16 protein-coding genes are annotated in these 18,974 nt (G+C 67.4%); 10 read left to right on the top strand and 6 right to left on the bottom strand.

Annotated features, from left to right (window positions below):
* Positions 1-13: 13 nt before the first annotated feature.
* Positions 14-1,726, bottom strand: a complete 1,713-nt coding sequence (atzF, locus tag V9L20_RS10970) for an allophanate hydrolase (RefSeq protein WP_337296607.1) — start codon at positions 1,724-1,726, stop codon at positions 14-16.
* A gap of 254 nt (positions 1,727-1,980) precedes the next feature.
* Entirely contained in the window at positions 1,981-2,847 is an 867-nt protein-coding gene (locus V9L20_RS10975) for a M48 family metallopeptidase (protein WP_337296608.1), read from the bottom strand.
* A gap of 58 nt (positions 2,848-2,905) precedes the next feature.
* On the opposite strand from V9L20_RS10975, the gene V9L20_RS10980 reads away from it, so the two are divergent.
* The 7 genes from V9L20_RS10980 (at position 2,906) to V9L20_RS11010 (ending at position 11,423) form a co-directional block, all read left to right on the top strand.
* Positions 2,906-4,291, top strand: a complete 1,386-nt coding sequence (locus V9L20_RS10980; protein ID WP_443098565.1) for an AmpG family muropeptide MFS transporter — start codon at positions 2,906-2,908, stop codon at positions 4,289-4,291.
* Positions 4,292-4,414: 123 nt separating this feature from the next.
* Positions 4,415-5,617 (top strand): beta-ketoacyl-[acyl-carrier-protein] synthase family protein, encoded by a 1,203-nt coding sequence (locus V9L20_RS10985; protein WP_337296610.1) that lies wholly within the window; start codon positions 4,415-4,417, stop codon positions 5,615-5,617.
* The gene (locus V9L20_RS10990) at positions 5,614-6,456 is read left to right on the top strand and encodes a beta-ketoacyl synthase chain length factor (protein WP_337296611.1); all 843 of its coding nucleotides are present in this window, start codon (positions 5,614-5,616) and stop codon (positions 6,454-6,456) included. The genes V9L20_RS10985 and V9L20_RS10990 overlap by 4 nt, the downstream gene beginning before the upstream one ends.
* A 6-nt stretch (positions 6,457-6,462) precedes the next feature.
* Positions 6,463-8,169, top strand: a complete 1,707-nt coding sequence (locus V9L20_RS10995; protein ID WP_337296612.1) for an NAD(P)/FAD-dependent oxidoreductase — start codon at positions 6,463-6,465, stop codon at positions 8,167-8,169.
* Positions 8,166-8,888 (top strand): response regulator transcription factor, encoded by a 723-nt coding sequence (locus tag V9L20_RS11000; RefSeq protein WP_258503459.1) that lies wholly within the window; start codon positions 8,166-8,168, stop codon positions 8,886-8,888. The genes V9L20_RS10995 and V9L20_RS11000 overlap by 4 nt, the downstream gene beginning before the upstream one ends.
* A 7-nt stretch (positions 8,889-8,895) precedes the next feature.
* The gene (locus tag V9L20_RS11005) at positions 8,896-10,095 is read left to right on the top strand and encodes an ATP-binding protein (RefSeq protein WP_126747862.1); all 1,200 of its coding nucleotides are present in this window, start codon (positions 8,896-8,898) and stop codon (positions 10,093-10,095) included.
* Between the two features lie 71 nt (positions 10,096-10,166).
* Complete coding sequence (locus tag V9L20_RS11010) at positions 10,167-11,423, top strand: O-antigen ligase family protein (protein ID WP_337296613.1); 1,257 nt, start codon at positions 10,167-10,169, stop codon at positions 11,421-11,423.
* Positions 11,424-11,462: 39 nt separating this feature from the next.
* Here the strand turns inward: V9L20_RS11010 and V9L20_RS11015 are convergent, their stop codons facing one another.
* Positions 11,463-11,672, bottom strand: coding sequence for a zinc-finger domain-containing protein (locus tag V9L20_RS11015; protein ID WP_126747864.1), 210 nt, complete (start codon positions 11,670-11,672; stop codon positions 11,463-11,465).
* A gap of 5 nt (positions 11,673-11,677) precedes the next feature.
* On the bottom strand, positions 11,678-12,628 hold the full coding sequence (locus V9L20_RS11020) for a branched-chain amino acid transaminase (RefSeq protein ID WP_337296614.1): 951 nt from the start codon (positions 12,626-12,628) through the stop codon (positions 11,678-11,680).
* A 133-nt stretch (positions 12,629-12,761) separates the two neighbouring features.
* Here V9L20_RS11020 and V9L20_RS11025 point away from each other — a divergent pair, with 133 nt between their 5' ends.
* The gene (locus V9L20_RS11025; RefSeq protein ID WP_258503453.1) at positions 12,762-13,760 is read left to right on the top strand and encodes a recombination-associated protein RdgC; all 999 of its coding nucleotides are present in this window, start codon (positions 12,762-12,764) and stop codon (positions 13,758-13,760) included.
* Between the two features lie 22 nt (positions 13,761-13,782).
* Here V9L20_RS11025 and V9L20_RS11030 read toward each other — a convergent pair whose 3' ends face one another.
* Positions 13,783-14,226 carry a glycerate kinase gene (locus V9L20_RS11030; protein WP_337296615.1) on the bottom strand — a complete coding sequence of 148 codons (444 nt, stop codon included), beginning with the start codon at positions 14,224-14,226 and terminating at the stop codon, positions 13,783-13,785.
* Between the two features lie 217 nt (positions 14,227-14,443).
* Between V9L20_RS11030 and V9L20_RS11035 the strand changes: the two genes are divergently transcribed.
* Positions 14,444-14,899: a hypothetical protein gene (locus tag V9L20_RS11035; RefSeq protein ID WP_157611410.1), complete on the top strand. Its 456-nt coding sequence runs from the start codon at positions 14,444-14,446 to the stop codon at positions 14,897-14,899.
* A 53-nt stretch (positions 14,900-14,952) separates the two neighbouring features.
* On the opposite strand, the gene radA is transcribed toward V9L20_RS11035, so the two are convergent.
* Entirely contained in the window at positions 14,953-16,344 is a 1,392-nt protein-coding gene (gene radA, locus V9L20_RS11040; protein WP_337296616.1) for a DNA repair protein RadA, read from the bottom strand.
* Between the two features lie 244 nt (positions 16,345-16,588).
* On the opposite strand from radA, the gene V9L20_RS11045 reads away from it, so the two are divergent.
* Positions 16,589-18,973 (top strand): type VI secretion system Vgr family protein, encoded by a 2,385-nt coding sequence (locus V9L20_RS11045; protein ID WP_337296617.1) that lies wholly within the window; start codon positions 16,589-16,591, stop codon positions 18,971-18,973.
* Position 18,974: the final 1 nt, after the last annotated feature.

Consider the following 18,974-nt stretch of genomic DNA (forward strand, 5'->3'; position numbering starts at 1 on the left):
ACTCCTCGATCGGTCAGGTTGAAATGGCTTGGGAAGAAGAAACGGTGCGGCTCGCGATGTAGGCACGCCAGCCGCCGTGGTGGCTCACGTCTTCGGCGTCGGCCAGCGCATGGCCTTCGCAGATGAAGCCGTGCACCCAGCTGCCGTCGGCAAGCTCCACGCTGCCGAGCCCCAGCGGAGGCGGAATCAGTGCCAGGAAGCTGCCGACCTGCGCAACCGGAACCGACCACACCTCGAGTGCGATGGCGGCACCGCCGCCTGCGCTGCGCTGCAGCCCCGGCTTGGGCGGCACGGTGCCGGGCAATGCATGAAGCCGGTAGCGCGGCGCAGTGGTCGTGGCCCGCAGCAGCGTGGCGCCGCGCTCGGTGAGTTGGCTGTTGAGCGGCATGCCCGAAAGGTGCGCGCCGACGACGGCGATGGGCATGGTCTGCGCTTGCGAAACGCCCAGGCCCGGAATGGCGCGCGGCTCGGGCAGCGGCAAGCCGGTCGCGCCCTGCGGCAGCCCTGTGGCGTGGTGATAGCGCTGACCCAGATCGGCCAGCGCAAGGTCGCTGCCGCACGGCGCGATCAGCGTGATGCCGAATGGCAGGCCATCGGCGCGCAAGGAACTCGGCACCGAGATGGCGGCGTAGTCCAGCAGGTTGACGAAGTTGGTGTACGCGCCAAGGTTGCGGTTCAGCACGACCGGGTCGGCGCGCATCTGGTCGCGCGTGTAGTGCGTGGGCGCGGTCGGCACCAGCAGCACGTCGATGCCGCGCCACATCGGCTCGACCTGTTGTGCGAGCGCGCGCAGTCTTGTCTGCGCCTCGAACACGTCGGCGGCGCTGTAGCCGCGGCCGCTCTCGAGAATGCCACGCACCGGTTCGATGACCTGGGAGCCGTGCGCATCGAAGAACCCGCGCACCGCGGCATAGCGCTCGGCCACCAGTGCGCTTTCATAGAGCAGCGCGGCGGCCTCGGCCAGAGGGGCGAAGGAAATCGTCACGGGTGTGCCGCCGAGCGCCACGAGCCGCGCCTGTGCGTCGCGGAAGGCCGCTTCGGCCTCCACGTCACCGAAGAAGCTCAGCGTATCGGGCACGCCGAAGCGGAATGCCGACGGAAAGGGGTCGCTCCGCAAGGCAAGTTCGCGCGAATAGGGATCGCGCGCATCCGGGCCCGCGGCCGCAAGAAGCACGTCGACAGCCAGGCCAACTGTGCGCGCGAAGATCGACACGCAGTCCGCGCTCTGCGCAGCGGGCACCACGCCGAAGGCACTCAGCAGCCCGCGCGAGGGCTTGATGCCGACGATGTTGTTGAGCCCGGCAGGCACGCGGCCTGAGCCGGCGGTGTCGGTGCCGAGCGCGAAATCGACCTCGCCCGCGGCCACCACATAGGCCGAGCCCGAGCTGGAGCCGCCCGAGACATAACGCGCGTCGAAGGCATTGGGCACTTCGCCATAAGGAGAGCGCGTGCCGTTCAGGCCGCAGGCGAACTGGTCGAGATTGGTCTTGCCGAGCAGCGATGCACCGGCATCGAGCAGTTTCTGCACCACGGCCGCGTGCGCGGTGGGCTTGCGGTCGAAGGCCGGACAGGCGGCCGTGGTGGGCACGCCGGCCACGTCGATGTTGTCCTTGACTGCGAAGCGCAGGCCGGCGAGCGGGCTGTTACCGGGGGCCGCGCCGGGTACGGGCCGAGGGAAGCGCGCGATCCACGCCGCTGCGGCCGATCCGTTTTCTTCATGCACCATTTCAAAGCATCCAAACTTGTGTACAAGATGAGATGCAAGCGGCGTGCCAGGCGATCGGAGGTGGCCATTCAGAGAAGTGTTTTATTGGGGGTTTTGCTCCCTCTCCCTCTGGGAGAGGGTTGGGGTGAGGGCTCTGTGCGGCCGATGAAGCGCGGCTCTTATATGAAGGCAGCTGCCCTCACCCCCGCCCTCTCCCAGAGGGAGAGGGAGTAATACACGCCAGCCCCGCCCTTTGCCAGGGACAGGGCGATACCTCAGCTGCGCTTGGCTTCCCTGTAAAGCTTTTCCACCTTCGGCAGGTTGGCTTCGAGCTTCTGGATCCGGTCCGGCCCGCTCGGGTGGGTGGAAAGAAAACTCAGCCCACCCTGGTTTTTCGACGCCGTGGCCATCTTCTTCCAGAGCGACACCGAGGCCTGCGGGTCGTAGCCGGCACGCGCTGCCAGTTCCAGGCCCACGAGATCGGCCTCGGTCTCATCGCTGCGGCTGAACTTGAGGGTGATCAGCTGCGTGCCGGCGCGGGCCGCCAGGTCGCCCATCTGGCCCAGGCCCAGCAGCTGCGCGCCGATGGAGAGCGCAGCGCCGGTGCCGGCGCTCTTGGCCATGCGCGCGCGCGCATGCTCGCGCAGCGCATGGGCCATTTCGTGGCCCATCACCATTGCAACCTCGTCGTCATTGAGCTTGAGCTGCTCGAGGATGCCGGTGAAGAAGGCGATCTTGCCGCCGGGCATGCAGAAGGCATTGATCTGCTTGCTGCCGATGAGGTTGACCTCCCACTTCCAATCGCGCGCTCGCGTGTTCCAGGGCGTGGCAAAGGGAATCAGGCGGTTGGCAATGGTGCGCAGCCTTTGCAGCTGGGCGTTGCCGTCGCTCGCCAGCGCACCCTTGGCGCGCGCCTGCGCGAGCAGTTGCCCGTACTGCTGAACGCCGGCGGCCTCGATCCGGTCGGCCGGCACCAGGTTGCGCGCCACCGATGCATTGCCCACGTTGACCTGCGCCAGCGCCGGCCCGCCAAACGCCGCACCCGCCGCGGCAAGCAGGAAGGCCCGCCGCGGCTGCCAGGCCGAAGAACGGGAGACTGAAGAAGCCGCGGAAGGAAGAAGGAGCTCGCATCGTGTGCACATGCGCGGATCATAGGAACAATTGCCGACAAAAAGACGGCTCGGCGCATGTCGCGCCCTCATGGACAATCCGGGGTTCATGTCTGCCCAGCCCGCCGAAACCTCCACCGCCTCTTCCCTGCCCTGGCGCGACGCGCTGAAGGTCTATCTCGAGCCTGCCACCCTGCGCATGCTGGCGCTCGGCTTTTCGGCCGGCCTGCCGCTGCTGCTGGTGCTGGGCACGCTGAGCTTCCGGCTGCGCGAGGCCGGCATCGACCGCACCACCATCGGCTACCTGAGCTGGGTGGGCCTGGCCTACGGCTTCAAATGGGTCTGGGCGCCGCTGGTCGACCGGCTGCCGCTACCGCCCCTGACCACGCTGCTCGGCCGCCGGCGCGGCTGGCTGCTGCTGGCGCAGGGGCTGGTGATCGCGGGGCTGGTCGGCATGGCACTGAACGACCCGCGCCAGGGGCTCCAGCCGCTGATCTGGTGTGCGCTGCTGGTGGCCTTCGGCTCGGCCACGCAAGACATCTCGCTCGACGCCTTCCGCATCGAATCGGCCGAAACCCGCAAGCAGGCCGCGCTCGCGGCCGCCTATCAAACGGGCTACCGCCTTGCAATGATCTGGGCCGGCGCCGGCGTGCTGTGGGTCGCGGCCTGGGCCGAAGTCGCACCGGTGGCCGGCGTCACGGGTGCGGCGGCGTACCAGAACGGCGCCTGGAAAACCGCCTACCTGGTCATGGCCGCGTCGATGGCGGTGGGCGTGCTCACGGTGCTGCTCTCGCCCGAGCCCGCGCGGCGCGTGCTGCCCAAGGCCAAGAACGCGGCCGAGTGGCTGCAGGGCGTGCTCATCGAGCCCTTCGCCGACTTCATCCGCCGCTACAAGTGGCAAGCCGCGCTGATCCTCGCGCTGATTGCCATCTACCGCATCAGCGACGTGGTGATGGGCATCATGGCCAACCCGTTCTACGTGGACATGGGCTTTACCAAGGACGAAGTAGCCACGGTCAGCAAGATCTACGGCGTGGTCATGACGCTGGCCGGTGCCTTTGTCGGCGGCGTGCTGTCGATGCGACTGGGCGTGATGCGCGTGCTGATGTTGGGTGCGGTGCTCAGCGCCGCGAGCAACCTGCTCTTTGCCTGGCTGGCCTCGCGCGGGCACGACCTCACGGCGCTGATTGCGGTGGTGTCGGCCGACAACCTGGCGGGCGGCATCGCCTCGGCGGCCTTCATCGCCTATCTCTCGAGCCTGACGAACATCAGCTACTCCGCCACCCAATACGCCCTGTTCAGCTCGCTGATGCTGCTGCTGCCGAAGTTCATTGCCGGCTACTCGGGCGTTTTTGTGGATGCCTACGGCTACGCCCCGTTCTTTACCGCCACCGCCCTGCTGGGGGTGCCGGTGCTGCTGCTGGTGGCGCTGGCCGCCCGCATCACCACGACCACAGCCCCCGCCGAGCGTCAATAGAGCACGGGCCTTATAGGAAAACAGCTGACGCTGGAGCCCCCGTACAACTGGTAGGCTGCGACTTTCCGGTTACCTTTCGCATCGCTTTCAAAGCGTTTACTTTCGCCCGAACCCTCAAGCAACGTGCCGCCCCGCATTTCTCCCCTTCAGATCAGCGCCTTCACGGCCACTTCGGCCGTCGGTGTCGGCAAGGAGCCGCTCGCCGAGGCGCTCGCGCATTCGCGCAGCGGCTTGCGCGCCAACGATTTCGGCGATGCGCCGCTGCCCACCTGGATCGGCCGGGTCGACGGGCTCGAAGACATTCGCCTGCCCGAAGACCTCGCCCCCTGGGACTGCCGCAACAACCGGCTCGCCTGGCTCGGCCTGCACGCTGACGGGTTCCCCGAAGCCGTGGCGGCCGCGCGGGCCAAGTACGGGCCCTCGCGCATTGCGCTGATCCTGGGCACCTCGACGTCCAGCATCGGCGAAACCGAACTGGCCTACACCCAGCTCGACGCCGACGGGCTCTTTCCCCAGAACCAGCGCCGCCCTGCGGTGCACACGCCGCATTCGCTGGCCATGTTCGTGCAGCAGGTGCTCGGGCTCACCGGCCCCAGCGAGACGATTTCCACCGCCTGCTCGTCCAGCGCGAAGGTGTTTGCCTCGGCCGAGCGGCTGATCCGCCTCGGGCTGGCCGACGCCGCCGTGGTGGGCGGGGTCGACACGCTGTGCGGCAGCGTGCTGTTCGGCTTCAATTCGCTCGAACTGGTGTCGAGCGAACCGTGCCGGCCTTTCGACGCCGGCCGCAAGGGCATCAGCCTGGGCGAGGCAGCCGGCTTTGCGCTGGTGGAACGCGTGCAGGACGACGCAGGCGCGCCGCTGCGCCTGCTCGGCTACGGCGAAGCCAGCGATGCGCACCACATGTCGACGCCGCACCCGGAAGGCCTGGGCGCCGAACGCGCGCTTGACGAGGCGCTGGCGCGCGCGGGCCTGGCACCCGACGCCATCGACTACATCAACATGCACGGCACGGCGAGCCAGAAGAACGACGAAGTCGAAGGCGCGCTGGTGGCGCGCCGCTTTCCGGCCACCACGCATGCCAGTTCGACCAAGGGCTTCATGGGCCACACGCTGGGCGCGGCGGGCATCGTCGAATCAGTGATCAGCCTGCTGGCCATCGAACGCGGGCTGATGCCCGGCACCGTGAACACGAACGAACTCGATACCGGCTTCGGGCCGCAGATCAAGCTGGAGCCCGCGCACGGCGAGGTTCGCTACGCGCTGACCAACTCCTTCGGTTTCGGCGGCAACAATTGCTCGCTGGTGTTCGGCAAGGCTGTTCAATGACAGCCGCGAACCAGGCTCCGAAGCCGCCCACCCTCTACATCGAAGGCCCCGCCTTCTGGACGCCCACGCTGCCAGGCTGGGAGGCCGCCCGCGCTGCCTTCCGCGGCGAAGGCACGCTCACCGACCCGCCCGCCAAGCGCCCCTCGCCGCAGGTGCTGGCGCCCGCCGAGCGCCGCCGCGCGCCGGACACCGTCGCCCTCGCGCTCGAGGTGGCCGCCGCATCGATGGCGGGCGCGGGCCGCAATGCGGCCGACGTGCCCTGCGTGTTCGTCTCGGCGCACGGCGATCTTTCGATCAACGACTACATGTGCAGCACGCTCGCGACCGACCCCACGGTGCTGTCGCCCACGCGCTTTCACAACTCGGTGCACAACGCGGCCGTGGGCTACTGGACCATCGGCACCGGCTGCATGGCGGCCAGCAACTCGGTGTCGGCCTACGAGAACAGCTTTGCCGCCGGCCTGCTCGAAGCGGCGGTGCAGTGCGCGGCCGACCACTCGCCGGTGCTGCTGGTGGGCTACGACACGCCCACCGTGGGCGCGCTGACGTCGGTGACCGACAGCCAGGGCCTGCTGGCCGTGGCGCTGGTGATTGCGCCCGAGCGCACCGAGCGCACCGTGGCATCTTTCGACTGGTCGACGCAGAGCGGCGACGGCAGCGCGCCGGCGCCTATTTCCGACGCCGCAAAGACGCTGGCGCACATCAACCCGATGGCGCATGCGCTCGGCCTGTTCGAATCGCTGGCGCGCGTGGCGGACGACGACCCGCCCGGGCCGCTGGACCTGCCGCTTTCTTCCACCCTGGCGCTGCGGTTGCAACTGCAGCGGGTCCGGGACTGAAGTTCCATGACCGGCACTGCGCATACATGTGACGCAGTGATCATGGGCGGCGGGCTCGCGGGCCTCACTCTGGCGCTGCAGCTCAAGCAGCGCTTTGACGACATCGACGTGCTGGTGCTGGAGCGGCGCAAGCACCCGGTGCCGCACGCGGCCCACAAGGTGGGCGAGTCGTCGGTGGAAATCGGCGCGCACTACTTCGACACGGTGCTCGGCCTCAAGCCGCACATGGACAGCGCGCAACTGCGCAAGTTCGGCTTTCGCTTTTTCTTCAGCGAGGGCCGGCGCGACATCGACCAGGTCACCGAGATCGGCGCGAGCCGCTACCTGGCGGTGCCCAGCTACCAGATCGACCGCGGCATCTTCGAGAACTATCTCGCCCAGGAGGCCGTTCGGCGCGGCGTGCGCTTCGACGATGCCTCGCTGGTGCGCCGCGTCGAGCTGGCTTCGGACGCCAAGGCGCCGCATCGCATCGAATGGACGCGCGGCGACCAGACGCGCAGCGCCGAGGCGCGCTGGATCATCGATGCCTGCGGGCGGGCCGGGCTGCTCAAGCGCAAGCTGGGGTTGGCCGAGCCCAACGCGCATGACGTCAACGCGGTGTGGTTTCGCATCGGAGAGCGCATTGCCATCGACGACTGGAGCGACAACGCCGACTGGCAGGCGCGCTGCGATCCCCGCGCGCGCTGGCTTTCGACCAATCACCTGTGCGGCGCCGGGTACTGGGCCTGGCTGATTCCGCTGGCTTCGGGTTCGCATTCGGTGGGCATCGTGGCGGACCCCAAGCTGCATCCGCTGGACACCATCGACACCTTCGAGAAGGCGATGCAGTGGTTTGCCGCCTACCAGCCGCGGCTGTATGAAGCGCTCGACGGCAAGCGGCACCTGCTGCAGGACTTTGCCTTTCTCAAGCACTTCTCGCACGGCTGCAAGCAGGTGTTCTCGGGCCAGCGGTGGGCGCTGACGGGTGAGGCGGGGCTGTTTCTCGATCCGTTCTATTCGCCGGGCAGCGACTTCATCGCGATGAGCAACACCTACATCACCGACCTGGTGGCGCACGACCGCGCGGGCCGTTCGGTGGAGGCGCGCGCGCAGCTGTACGACCAGATCTACCACTCGTTCTACGAGAGCACGCTGGCGCTCTACCAGGACCAGTACCCGCTGTTCGGCGACCCCGAGGTGCTGCCGGTGAAGGTGATCTGGGACTACGCCTACTACTGGGGCGTGCTGTCGCAGATCTTCTTCCAGCAGCGGCTCACCGACCTGATGCTGCTCGGCAGCCTGAAGGAAGAACTGCAGCACTGCCAGCGCCTGAACCTGGCGGTCCAGCAGCTGCTGCGCGCATGGTCCGCGGCAAGCGCCAGGCGCAACGCCCCGGTGCTGCTCGACCAGGCCGCAATGCCGTGGTTCGCCGAACTCAACCGGAGCCTGAAGGACCCGCGGCTGGACGATGCCGGGTTCAAGGCGCGCATCCGGGCCTCCACGGCGCAGCTGCGGCAGCTCGCACGCGAAATTCTCGAGCGGGCGCGGGCCGACAATACGGACCTGGGCGATTGCCCCCTGCCCTCTCTACTCGAAGAAAACATGTCGTCGCCGCCCGCACGCGCGGAAAGCGGCGCTATGCTTTTCGCAGCGCTTCCGGTTGACCATCGGGAGCCGCGTTTACCCAACTTTACGGAGCGTTCAAGCCCCGTTGCCCCCCGTGCACGACCATGAAGCGCATGAGCACCCCCCAACTCCTGATGATCGAAGACGACGCCCGCCTGGCGCAGATGGTGGGCGAATACCTGACGCAGTCGGGTTTTCTCTTCACCCATGCCGGCGATGGCGCCAGCGGCCTCGAGCAGCTGCAGCAGCACGCGCCCGACCTGGTGATCCTCGACCTGATGCTGCCCGACACCGACGGCCTTGAAATCTGCCGCCGCATCCGCTCGCTGCCCGCTCCGGCTTCGAAGGTGTCGGTGCTCATGCTCACCGCCAAGGGCGACCCCATGGACCGCATCATCGGCTTGGAGATCGGCGCCGACGACTACCTGCCCAAGCCTTTCGAGCCACGCGAGCTGCTGGCGCGCATCCGCGCGGTGCTGCGCCGCCGCAGCGAGAACAACGCCGACACCGAAGCCAGCACGGTGATGCGCTTCGGCACGCTCGAGATCGATCGCAATGCGCGCACCGTGTCCGTGGGCGGCGCGGTGGCCGACCTCACCTCCTACCAGTTCGACCTGCTGGTGGCCATGGCCGAGCGCGCGGGCCGCGTGCTCACGCGCGACCAGATCATGGAAGCCGTGCGCGGCCGAGAGCTCGAGGCCTTCGATCGCTCGATCGACGTGCACATGGGCCGCATCCGCGCGGCCATCGAGGTCGACGCCAAGAACCCGAAGCGCATTCTTACCGTGCGCGGCGTGGGCTACGTGTTCGCCAAGCAGCAGGACTGACCGGCCGATGCTGCGCAGCCTGTACTCCCGGCACCTCTACGTCCGCATCTGGCTCGCGGTGGTGGGCGGCGTCGTCATCCTCACGCTGATGGCCAACTGGATCGTGCGCGAAGCCGCGGAGGCCGAGCGCGAGCGCCTCGCCCCGGTGCCGCGCAACGTGGTGGTGCTCGATGCGCAAGACCGCACCATCGGCAGCGGCAAGGCGCTGCGCGTGCCGGGCCAGGGGCTGGAGTTCGATGTGACGCTGAGCGACGGCAAGGCCATCACGCTGCGCGTGGCGCCGCGCGACCGGCCCACCGGCACCGGCGGGTTCGCGCCCTGGCGCACGCCTTTCGGGCTGGGCTGGATGATTGCGCTCGTGGGCATTGCCGTGGCGCTGGGCGTGTACCCCATCGTGCGGCGCCTTACCCAGCGGCTGGAGACGCTGCAGCGCGGTGTGCAGCGCTGGGGCGAAGGCGACCTTTCGGTGCGCGTGATCGAAGAAGGGCAGGACGAAGTGGCTGATCTCTCCAAACGTTTCAACGCATCGGCCGAACGCATTGAAAAACTGGTGCGCTCGCACAAATCGCTGCTGGCCAATGCATCGCACGAGCTGCGCTCGCCGCTCACCCGCATCCGCATGGGGCTGGAACTGATGGGCGACCGCCCGAGCCCCGCGGCGCGCGACGAAATCTCGCGCAACATCGGCGAGCTCGACCAGCTCATCGACGAGATCCTGCTGGCCAGCCGGCTCGATGCGAGCGAGGCCGACATGGGCACCATCGAGGCGGTCGACCTGACCGGGCTCGCGGCCGAGGAGTGCTCGCAGGTGAATGCCGAACTCGACCTGGTCGAAGGCACCGACAACGCCAGGCTCACCGTGCCCGGCGTGTCGCGCCTGCTGCGCCGCGCGATCCGCAACCTGCTCGAGAACGCGCGCCGCTATGGCAACGGCGACATCAGGGTGGAGCTCGGCAGCGCCAACGGCTTTGCGACGGTGCGCGTTACCGACCGCGGCCCCGGCGTGCCGCCAGCCCTGCGCGAACGCATCTTCGAGCCCTTTTACCGGCTGCCCGGCGCCAGCGAGCGCAACGGCGGCGTCGGCCTGGGGCTGGCGCTGGTGAAGTCGATTGCCGAGCGGCATGGCGGCAGCGTGCGCTGCGAAGAGGGTCCCGAAGGCGGCGCGAGCTTCGTGATCCGCCTGCCGGCGGGCGCACCCGCGCATTGAATCCGCCTCCCGGCGGCGGGCCGGGGCCAGTCAGGTCGGGGCCACCCGGCCCCACCTAAAATCCCGCCCCTATGCAGAGATCGCACATCGTCAGGCCCGCGGCCGCGTTCTGGGGGCTGGTGGTGTTCCTGCCCGTCGGCGTCACCTACCTTTCGGCCTTGCTGCTGCTCGCCACCATGCTGGTGGCCGGCAGCTACCGCGAGCGCTATGAGCGGCTGCGCGCCAACCCGCTGTGGTGGCCGCTGGTGGCGTACCTGGGGTGGACTTTCATCGTGCTGGCCATCGGGCCGCACTACCCCGAGACCGGCTCCAACCTGTTCCACGGCCTGCGCATCGGTATCACGATATTGATGGCGATGGCGCTCACGCGCGAAGAAGCGATCTGGGCGCTGCGCGGCTTCCTGCTGATCGCGGCGCTGAACATCGTGCTGATCGTCGCGTTCTACGCCACAGGCTTTCCTATCTGGTCGCCGCTGCGCGCGGTGGTCATGGAGGTGGGCAACAAGTCGATCAGCAACGCGCTGCTTTTCAGCGTGGTGGCCTCCACCGCTGCGGTGTGGGGCATTGCGCAGATTGCCGCGCACAGGCCGCTGCGTGCCGTTCCCGCCTTTGTGCTGGTGCTCGGCCTGGGCCTGGTGGTGGCGCTGCCGCTCACCTCGCGCACCTCGGTGCTCGCGCTGATGCTGGTGGTTCCGGTGGTGTGCATCCATCAATGGCGCAGCCACCTGAAGATGCTGGTGAGTTCGCTGGTGCTGGGCGCCGTGGTGCTGGCCGCCGCGCTCTACCAGTTGCCGCAGCTGCAGCACAAGGTCGAGACCGGCATCGAGGAAATCGAAAAGGCGCAGGCCGGCGCGGTCTTCAAGGGCAGCTGGGTCATCCGCTACTACATGTACCGCGACACCGGCCTCATGATTGCCGACCGGCCGCTCACCGGATGGGGCATCGGCGGCTGGACCAGCCAGTGGCACAAGCGCGGACCGGCGATGTTTGCGGATTCGAACATGCCGCACAACGACTTCCTGTGGGTCGGCGCGCAGGGCGGCCTGCCGGCCTTGCTGAGCCTGCTGGTGATCATGGTCGGCGCTGTCTGGCAGGCATGGAAACGGCCCGACATTGCGGGCCGCTACGCGTTGGCGGCCACGCTGATTGCGCTGATCGCGTCCAGCGTGAACTCCGCCGTGCGCGACGCGCAGATCGGCCTGGCGCTGCTGTGGATTGCAATGGTGTACCTGCGGCTTGCGCAGGAACCCCGAAGCGTCCAGCCCTGGAACGACTTGTTGCCGGGAAGCCGCATGGCAGCGGTGCCCGAGGCTCCCGCTTCCAGCTAGTTCGCTATCGGATAGCTACCCGGTAGCGGCCGGCCCCGCTCAGTGCCGCGACGACACCGTCTCGCCCGCCTTCAGGCGGTAGACGGTGCCGCAGTACGGGCACTTGGCCTCGCCGGTGCGCGCCACGTCGAGGTACACCTTGGGATGGGTGTTCCAGAGCTTCATGTCGGCCTTGGGGCTGGGGCAGAACACGCCGCCCTGGTGGTTGAGCTCCTTGGCCAGGAGTTCGACGACTGCGTTGGTAGACATGTTTCTCAGACCTTCGTGAGCCAGTGGGCGTACTTGGGGTTCTTGCCGTTCACGATGTCGAAGAAGGCAGCCTGGATTTTTTCGGTGATCGGGCCGCGCGAGCCGCCGTCGCCGCGGTTGCCGATTTCCACGCGGTCGAGTTCGCGGATGGGCGTCACTTCGGCCGCGGTGCCGGTGAAGAAGGCTTCGTCGGCAATGTAGACCTCGTCGCGCGTGATGCGCTTTTGCACCAGTTCGAGCCCCAGGTCCTTGCACACGTGCAGGATGGTGTTGCGGGTGATGCCGTTCAGCGCACCGGCCGAGAGATCGGGCGTATAGACCACGCCGCCCTTCACCACGAAGATGTTCTCGCCCGCGCCTTCGGAGACAAAGCCGCTCGCGTCGAGCAGCAGCGCCTCGTCGTAGCCGTCGTCCAGCGCTTCCATGTTGGCGAGGATGGAGTTGGTGTAGTTGCTCACCGTCTTGGCCTGCGTCATCGTGATGTTGACGTGGTGGCGGGTGTAGCTCGAGGTCTTCACGCGAATGCCGCGCTTCATGCCCTCTTCGCCCAGGTAGGCGCCCCAGGACCAGGCCGCGACCATGGCGTGCACCTTGTTGCCCTTGGGGCTGACGCCGAGCTTTTCGGAGCCGATCCAGATCAGCGGGCGCAGGTAGCAGCTTTCGAGCTTGTTCTCGCGCACGACCTGCTTCTGGGCCTCATTGAGCTGCTCTTGCGAGAAGGGGATCTTCATGCGCAGGATCTTGGCGCTGTTGAACAGGCGCTCAGTGTGCTCGGCCAGGCGGAAGATGGCGGTGCCTTCGGCCGTCTTGTAGGCGCGCACGCCCTCGAAGGCGCCGCAGCCGTAGTGCAGCGTGTGGCTCAGCACGTGGATCTTGGCGTCGCGCCAGTCCACGAGTTCGCCGTCCATCCAGATCTTGCCGTCACGGTCGTCCAGCGAGGGGGGGATCGAGCTCATTTCCTGATTCCTTTGGGGGGCAGCTGTGTGGGGAGCGACCCGGGAGTCGCAAAAGCTTTCGATTTTACGGCGCCCGGCGGAACGGGGTGCCCGACAATGGCGGGTTGTCCAAACCAGTGGAAAAAGGGTTTCCGTGTCCGTATTCAAGAACGTCATCGTCTATCGCATCGAACCTGCCTGGTCCCAAACACTGACCGAGATCGAAGAAGGCCTCGGCAAGCAGCGCTTCGAACCCTGCGGCCCTTCGCAGGAAAAATCCGCCGGCTGGGTGGAGCCCCGCGGCGAGGCCAACGGCCCGCTGGTCGAATCCATCGGCGGCCAGTGGCTGGTCGAGTACATGATCGAGAGCAAGCAGGTGCCCGGCTCCGTGGTGCGCCGCAAGCTCGACGAGCGCTGCGCGCAGATCGAGGCCACCACCGGCCGCAAGCCCGGCAAGAAGGAAAAGAAAGAGCTCAAGGAAGACATCACCCTCGAGCTGCTGCCCATGGCCTTCACCCGCAGCGCCCGCGTGGCCGTGTGGATCGACCAGGCCGAGCGCCGCCTCGTGATCAACAGCGCCAATGCCGCCCGCGCCGACGAAGTGGTGACCAGCCTCGTGAAGTCGCTCGACGGCTTTGCCGTGGCCCTTATCAACACGCAGATCGAGCCCGCCGCCGCCATGGCCAACTGGCTGCTCACGCAGGAGCCGCCGGCCGGCTTCACCATCGACCGCGAGTGCGAGCTCAAGGCTTCGGACGATTCCAAGGCCGTGGTGCGCTACGCCAAGCATCCGCTCGACATCGAGGAAGTGCAAAAGCACATCACCGACGGCAAGCGCCCCACGCGCCTGGCGCTCACCTGGGACGACCGCGTGTCCTTCGAGCTGACGCACGGCATGCTGATCCGCAAGATCGTGTTCCTCGAAGGCACAGGCGACGGTGCCTCGGGCGGCAAGAAGGAAGACAACTTCGATGCCGACGTGGCCATTGCGACCGGCGAGCTCGGCCAGCTGGTGCCGGCGCTGCTCGACGCTCTGGGCGGCGAAGCGGCCTTCAGCGGCGCGCCGACCGATGCAGCCCCCAAGGCTGCTGCGGAGGCGCCCACGACCACCACCCCGGCGGACGCCGAGGTTGAGGAAGACGCGCCCTTCTGACCCGATGGCGCCGCGCGGCGGCTCAGCCCGCCGTGTTTTCTTCGGAAGGCGGGGCCGCGTCGGGCTCCGCTTCAGGGCGTGTCAGCGTCCAGCTTTGCAGCTTGCCGCCGTTGAACACGGCGTCGACGTACGAGCCGCCGGTATCGGTCCACCGATAAAGCTCGGGCTGCTCGTCCTGCGGCGAGCGCAGTTCGCCAAGCGCGCGCGTCATCGCAATCACGTGCATCAGCGTCACGCCCTTCTTGAGCTTGGCGTTGAGCATCACCGAGCTTGCGACATAGCCTACCGGGCGATCGGCCGCGCGCTTGAGCACCTGCATGGCGCGGGTGAAGTGCATCAGCAGGAACATCACGATCACGCCGCCCGCCAGGGCGACGCCGCCCCATCCGCCGCTGCGCCAAGCCAGCCCTAGAAGGACGATGGCGCCCACGGGCACCAGCAATTTCTGGAAATTCATGGCGCGCATTGTCGCCGCGCGGCGGCCTGAGCCCCGCGGGCGTCATTCGAAAGTACGCATATGAATCGGGGGCGATTTTTCGCCGCACTGGCAAGGCCGGCGGCAGTAGCGGCCGTGGCTACCGCCGGGCGCGCGGCGCGGTACTCGCCCTGAAAAGCACATGGCGCGGGGGCTCCGGGCGGCACATTTCATCTCACGGGCATCAGCCCGGGCCACTGAAAAGCGTATGAGCATTCCCCGATCCGTCACATTCGTTCGTCTCAGCCTTTGCGCCGCACTCACGGCCACCGCCCTCAGCGGTTGCTACGTGGTGCCGCTCGGACAACCCGCTCCCGCGGCGCCGCCTTCGCAGGCCTATGCCGTCGCACCGGGCCCGGTGGCGCAAAGCTTCAGTGCGCGGTTGTATCCGTCGAACGCCGAAGCGGCGCGCTACGGAACCATTGCGGGCACGGTGACCAACGACATGAACGGACGCGGACGCTTCAATACGGTGATCGGCAATGAGCAGTTTCAGGGAGAGGCGACCCGGGTTGCGGGCTCGCGAGGTGCCGGCCTGGCGAATGCCAGCGGCAATCGCGGCGGCAACCTGAGTTGCCAGTACACGATGAACTCGGCCACGTTGGGCAGCGGCCAATGCGTGCTCAACGGCGGACCGGCGTTCACGATGCACATCGGGGGGTAGGGAGGGTGGCCCGGCGCGCCTGTGGTGCGCCGGGCATTTTTTTCCTCCGGTGATCAGTCGAGGCGGCGGACCACGTCCATCGCCTCTTCGATGCGTTCGACGGCGTGGATGGTCAGGCCCTCGATCTCCTTCGTGCCCTTGCGCGGCGCATTGGCCTTGGGCACCACGGCCACGCTGAAGCCCAGCTTGGCCGCTTCGCGCAGGCGCTCCTGCCCCCGCGGGGCGGGGCGCACTTCGCCCGCCAGCCCCACTTCGCCGAACGCGATGAAGCCCTTGGGCAGCGGCTTGCCGCGCAGGCTAGATGTAATGGCTAGCATCACGGCCAGGTCGGCCGCGGGTTCGCTGATGCGCACGCCACCCACCGCGTTGACGAACACGTCCTGGTCCATGCAGGCCACGCCCGCATGGCGATGCAGCACGGCCAGCAGCATCGCGAGCCGGTCGCGGTCCAGGCCTACCGAAAGGCGGCGCGGGCTTGGCCCGCCGTTATCGACCAGCGCCTGGATTTCCACCAGCATCGGCCGTGTGCCTTCGAGCGTGACCAGCACCACGCTGCCGGGCACCGGCTCGGCATGCTGGCTCAGGAAAATCGCGCTCGGGTTGGCCACGCCCTTCAGGCCGCGCTCGGTCATGGCGAACACGCCGATTTCGTTCACCGCGCCAAAGCGGTTCTTGATGGCCCGCACAAGGCGAAAGCTCGAATGCGTGTCGCCTTCGAAATACAGCACCGTGTCCACCATGTGCTCGAGCACGCGCGGACCTGCGAGCGCGCCCTCCTTCGTGACGTGGCCCACCAGCACCACCGCCGTGCCGCTGGTCTTGGCGAAGCGCGTGAGGTGGGCCGCGCATTCGCGCACCTGCGCCACCGAGCCAGGGGCGGAGGTGAGCTGGTCGGAGTACACCGTCTGGATCGAGTCGATCACCGCAATGGCGGGTCGCGTGGCGTCGAGCGTGGCAATGATCTTTTCGAGCTGGATCTCGGCCAGCACCTGCACCTGCGAATGATCGAGCCCGAGCCGCTTGGAGCGCAGCGCCACCTGCGCGCCGCTTTCCTCGCCGGTAACGTAGAGCGCGTTCTGCCCGGCGCGCTGCAGCGCATCGACGGCCTGCAGCAGCAGCGTCGATTTGCCGATGCCCGGGTCACCGCCGATGAGCGTGACACCGCCCGAGACGATGCCGCCGCCCAGCACGCGGTCAAGCTCGTCGAGCCCCGTGGGCGTGCGCGCAACGTCGGTTGCTTCTATTTCAGAGAGGGTTGCGAGTTCGGACACGCCCGCGAGCGCGGCGTATTGCGTGCCGAAGCGGTTGTTGGCCGGGCCGCTGTTGCTGCCCGCCACTTGCTCGATGAGTGTGTTCCAGGCGCCGCAGCTCGGGCATTTGCCGAGCCACTTGGGGCTGGTGCCGCCGCATTCACTGCAGACGAAGAGAGATTTTTCCTTGGCCATGCCGAAGTGTAGGGAGGCACGGCATGCGCAATGTCCGCCAGCCAGGGGAAATGTCATAAAAATGACTGCCTTGCGAAACCGGGAGAGGCCGCGATAGCATCTGCGAGCACCCGCCCCTTCGGCGCAATGCTCGATAACGCCGGTCCGCTTCGCGTTGCCGGGACTTTCGAAATGCGCTCGGAACAAGAGCGGGGCTTCGGTCCTTGGCGCATCCGCCCGGGCCCATTCAGGGAGTCTCAACGTCATGTCCGTCTTCAATCGCGGGCGCAAGCTCGCCGCGACGTCCAATGCCATGCCCACGTTTGCAGGCATGGATGCACTCGAGCCGATGCGGGTGGAGGGAGAAGAAGCCCTCAGCCGCCCCTACAGCTACACCATCACGCTGATCACGCCGGAGTCCGCGGACATCGATGCCCGCTCGGCAGCGAACGTCAAGCTCAAGCCACTGATCGGCGAGGAGTTCAGCGTTCACATCCTGCTCGACGGCCGCGTCGGCGGGGCTGGCCAGGAGCGCCACATCTCCGGCCTGGTGACACGCGCCCGATTTCTGCGCCTGGAGGGCAAGCGCGCCCTCTACGAAGTCGTCATCGAGCCCTGGCTGGGCTTGGCGCAGCGAACGCGGGACTTCAAGATCTTCCAGAACAACAGCGTGCTCGACACCGTCAACGAAGTGCTCGGCGCGTACGGCTTTCCGCTTTCGGTGCGGACCACGGGCAGCTATCCCGCGCGCGAATTCGTGGTCCAGTACGGCGAGACCGACTACGACTTCGTCAGCCGCCTGCTGCACGAGTGGGGGCTGTACTACTACTTCGAGCACGGCCAGGGCAGCCACACGATGGTGATCGTCGATGACATGCAGTCGCACCGGCCTTTTCCCGCGGGCGGCTACCAGCGGATTCCCTTCAGTGCCATGGAGGCATCGTCCAACGAGGAGCACTGCCACCGCTTCCGGCTGGCCGAAGGCCTGCAAAGCGGCAGGTGGGTCACGGGCGACTTCGACTTCACACGGCCGAAGGCGAACCTCATGCAGACCCGCGCCATGCCGCGGCGCACGCAGCACAGCACGCGGGAGGTGTTCGCGTGGCCCGGCAACTATGTCGTGGAATCCGAAGGCGAGCAGCTCGCGCGTGCACGAATGGAAGAAGCCGGCGCGCCTGGGCAGGTGGCCAGCGGCGCGGGCAACCTGCGGGGCGTTGCGACCGGCCATCGCTTCACGCTGGTCGATCATCCGCAGGACAGCGCGAACGCCGACTACCTCGTCACGGCGGCGCGCCTGTTCCTGCAGGAGGCGGGCGACACGACGGGGCAGGAGGAGTTCCAGTGCAACGTCGAGTTCGAAGTCATCCCCGCGAGCAACATCTTCCGCCCGAACCCCGACTCGGCCAAACCCCGGACGGCCGGGCCGCAGACGGCGGTGGTCACAGGCCCCGCGGGCCGTGAGATATGGACCGACCAGTACGGGCGCGTAAAGCTCAGCTTCCACTGGAACCGCTACTGCACCAAGGACGAAAACAGTTCGTGCTGGGTCCGGGTGTCCTCGCCATGGGCGGGCACCAACTTCGGCGGCATGCAGATTCCGCGCATCGGCCAGGAAGTGGTGGTCGACTTCGAATACGGCGACCCGGACCGGCCGATCATTACCGGCCGCGTGTACAACGCGGACAACATGCCTCCGTGGGAATTGCCGGGCAATGCCACGCAAAGCGGCCTGCTGTCCCGCAGTTCCGAAGGCGGCACCAGCGAGAACGCGAACGCCCTTCGCTTCGAGGACAAGAAAGGCGAAGAGCAGCTTTGGCTGCATGCGGAAAAAGACCAGCTGATCGAAGTCGAGAACGACGAAGTGCACACGGTGGGCCGCGACCGCACAAAGACCGTCGACCACGACGAAACCAACCACATCAAGAACAACCGCACGGAAACGGTCGACCGCGACGAGACGATCACGGTTCACGGCAAGCGCACGGAGACGGTGGACGGCAACGAGACGGTCACCGTCAAGTCGGACCGCAGCCACTCGATCATCGGCACCGAGGCCCTCACGGTCACGGGCGACCAGACCCACACCGCCAAGGCCAACCGCACCGCCAGCGTCACGGGCAACCAGAGCACGTCGGTCATGGGCACCGATTCGCTGACGGTGACGAAGGCCCGCACCGTCACGGCGCAAGACACCGACACATGGAGCGTAACGCTCGGGCAGACCACCACCATCGGGCAGGCCTACACGGTTTCCGCCAAGTCGCACAGCGGAACGTACAACGACGCGATGACGCTGAACGTGCCGGCGGGGCCGGCCTCGGCCACCTCGCAAGGCGACTTTTCCGTGACCAGCTCGGCTGCCAACATTTATGGAACGGCCGCGCTGAACGTGGGGCTGTTCGCGCAGGCCGGGGACTTTTCCGCCGTGGCGTCGGACAACGTCGGAGTAAGCGCCGAGGGCGGCACGCTGGACACTTTCTCCTCCGGCGCCATGACGCATGCGAGCCCGACCAGCGTGGTGCTCAACGTCGAAGGCACCACGGTGGAGGTCACGCCGGGTCGCATTGTGCTGCGCGCCGGCAGCGCGACCCTCATGCTCGACGACGCCGGCGTCACGGTCAACGGCACCAAGATCTTCCTGAACTGCTGAG

The sequence above is a fragment of the Variovorax sp. CCNWLW225 genome (assembly GCF_037204045.1).
Classification (GTDB): Bacteria; Pseudomonadota; Gammaproteobacteria; order Burkholderiales; family Burkholderiaceae_C; genus Variovorax.

Excerpts from the sequence above, each read along its gene's own strand:
- atzF (WP_337296607.1), bottom strand. The coding sequence starts at position 1,726 with ATGGTGCATGAAGAAAACGGATCGGCCGCAGCGGCGTGGATCGCGCGC.
- V9L20_RS10975 (WP_337296608.1), bottom strand. The coding sequence starts at position 2,847 with ATGTGCACACGATGCGAGCTCCTTCTTCCTTCCGCGGCTTCTTCAGTC.
- V9L20_RS10980 (WP_443098565.1), top strand. The coding sequence starts at position 2,906 with ATGGACAATCCGGGGTTCATGTCTGCCCAGCCCGCCGAAACCTCCACC.
- V9L20_RS10990 (WP_337296611.1), top strand. The coding sequence starts at position 5,614 with ATGACAGCCGCGAACCAGGCTCCGAAGCCGCCCACCCTCTACATCGAA.
- V9L20_RS10995 (WP_337296612.1), top strand. The coding sequence starts at position 6,463 with ATGACCGGCACTGCGCATACATGTGACGCAGTGATCATGGGCGGCGGG.
- V9L20_RS11000 (WP_258503459.1), top strand. The coding sequence starts at position 8,166 with ATGAAGCGCATGAGCACCCCCCAACTCCTGATGATCGAAGACGACGCC.
- V9L20_RS11005 (WP_126747862.1), top strand. The coding sequence starts at position 8,896 with ATGCTGCGCAGCCTGTACTCCCGGCACCTCTACGTCCGCATCTGGCTC.
- V9L20_RS11010 (WP_337296613.1), top strand. The coding sequence starts at position 10,167 with ATGCAGAGATCGCACATCGTCAGGCCCGCGGCCGCGTTCTGGGGGCTG.
- V9L20_RS11015 (WP_126747864.1), bottom strand. The coding sequence starts at position 11,672 with ATGTCTACCAACGCAGTCGTCGAACTCCTGGCCAAGGAGCTCAACCAC.
- V9L20_RS11020 (WP_337296614.1), bottom strand. The coding sequence starts at position 12,628 with ATGAGCTCGATCCCCCCCTCGCTGGACGACCGTGACGGCAAGATCTGG.
- V9L20_RS11030 (WP_337296615.1), bottom strand. The coding sequence starts at position 14,226 with ATGCGCGCCATGAATTTCCAGAAATTGCTGGTGCCCGTGGGCGCCATC.
- V9L20_RS11035 (WP_157611410.1), top strand. The coding sequence starts at position 14,444 with ATGAGCATTCCCCGATCCGTCACATTCGTTCGTCTCAGCCTTTGCGCC.
- radA (WP_337296616.1), bottom strand. The coding sequence starts at position 16,344 with ATGGCCAAGGAAAAATCTCTCTTCGTCTGCAGTGAATGCGGCGGCACC.
- V9L20_RS11045 (WP_337296617.1), top strand. The coding sequence starts at position 16,589 with ATGTCCGTCTTCAATCGCGGGCGCAAGCTCGCCGCGACGTCCAATGCC.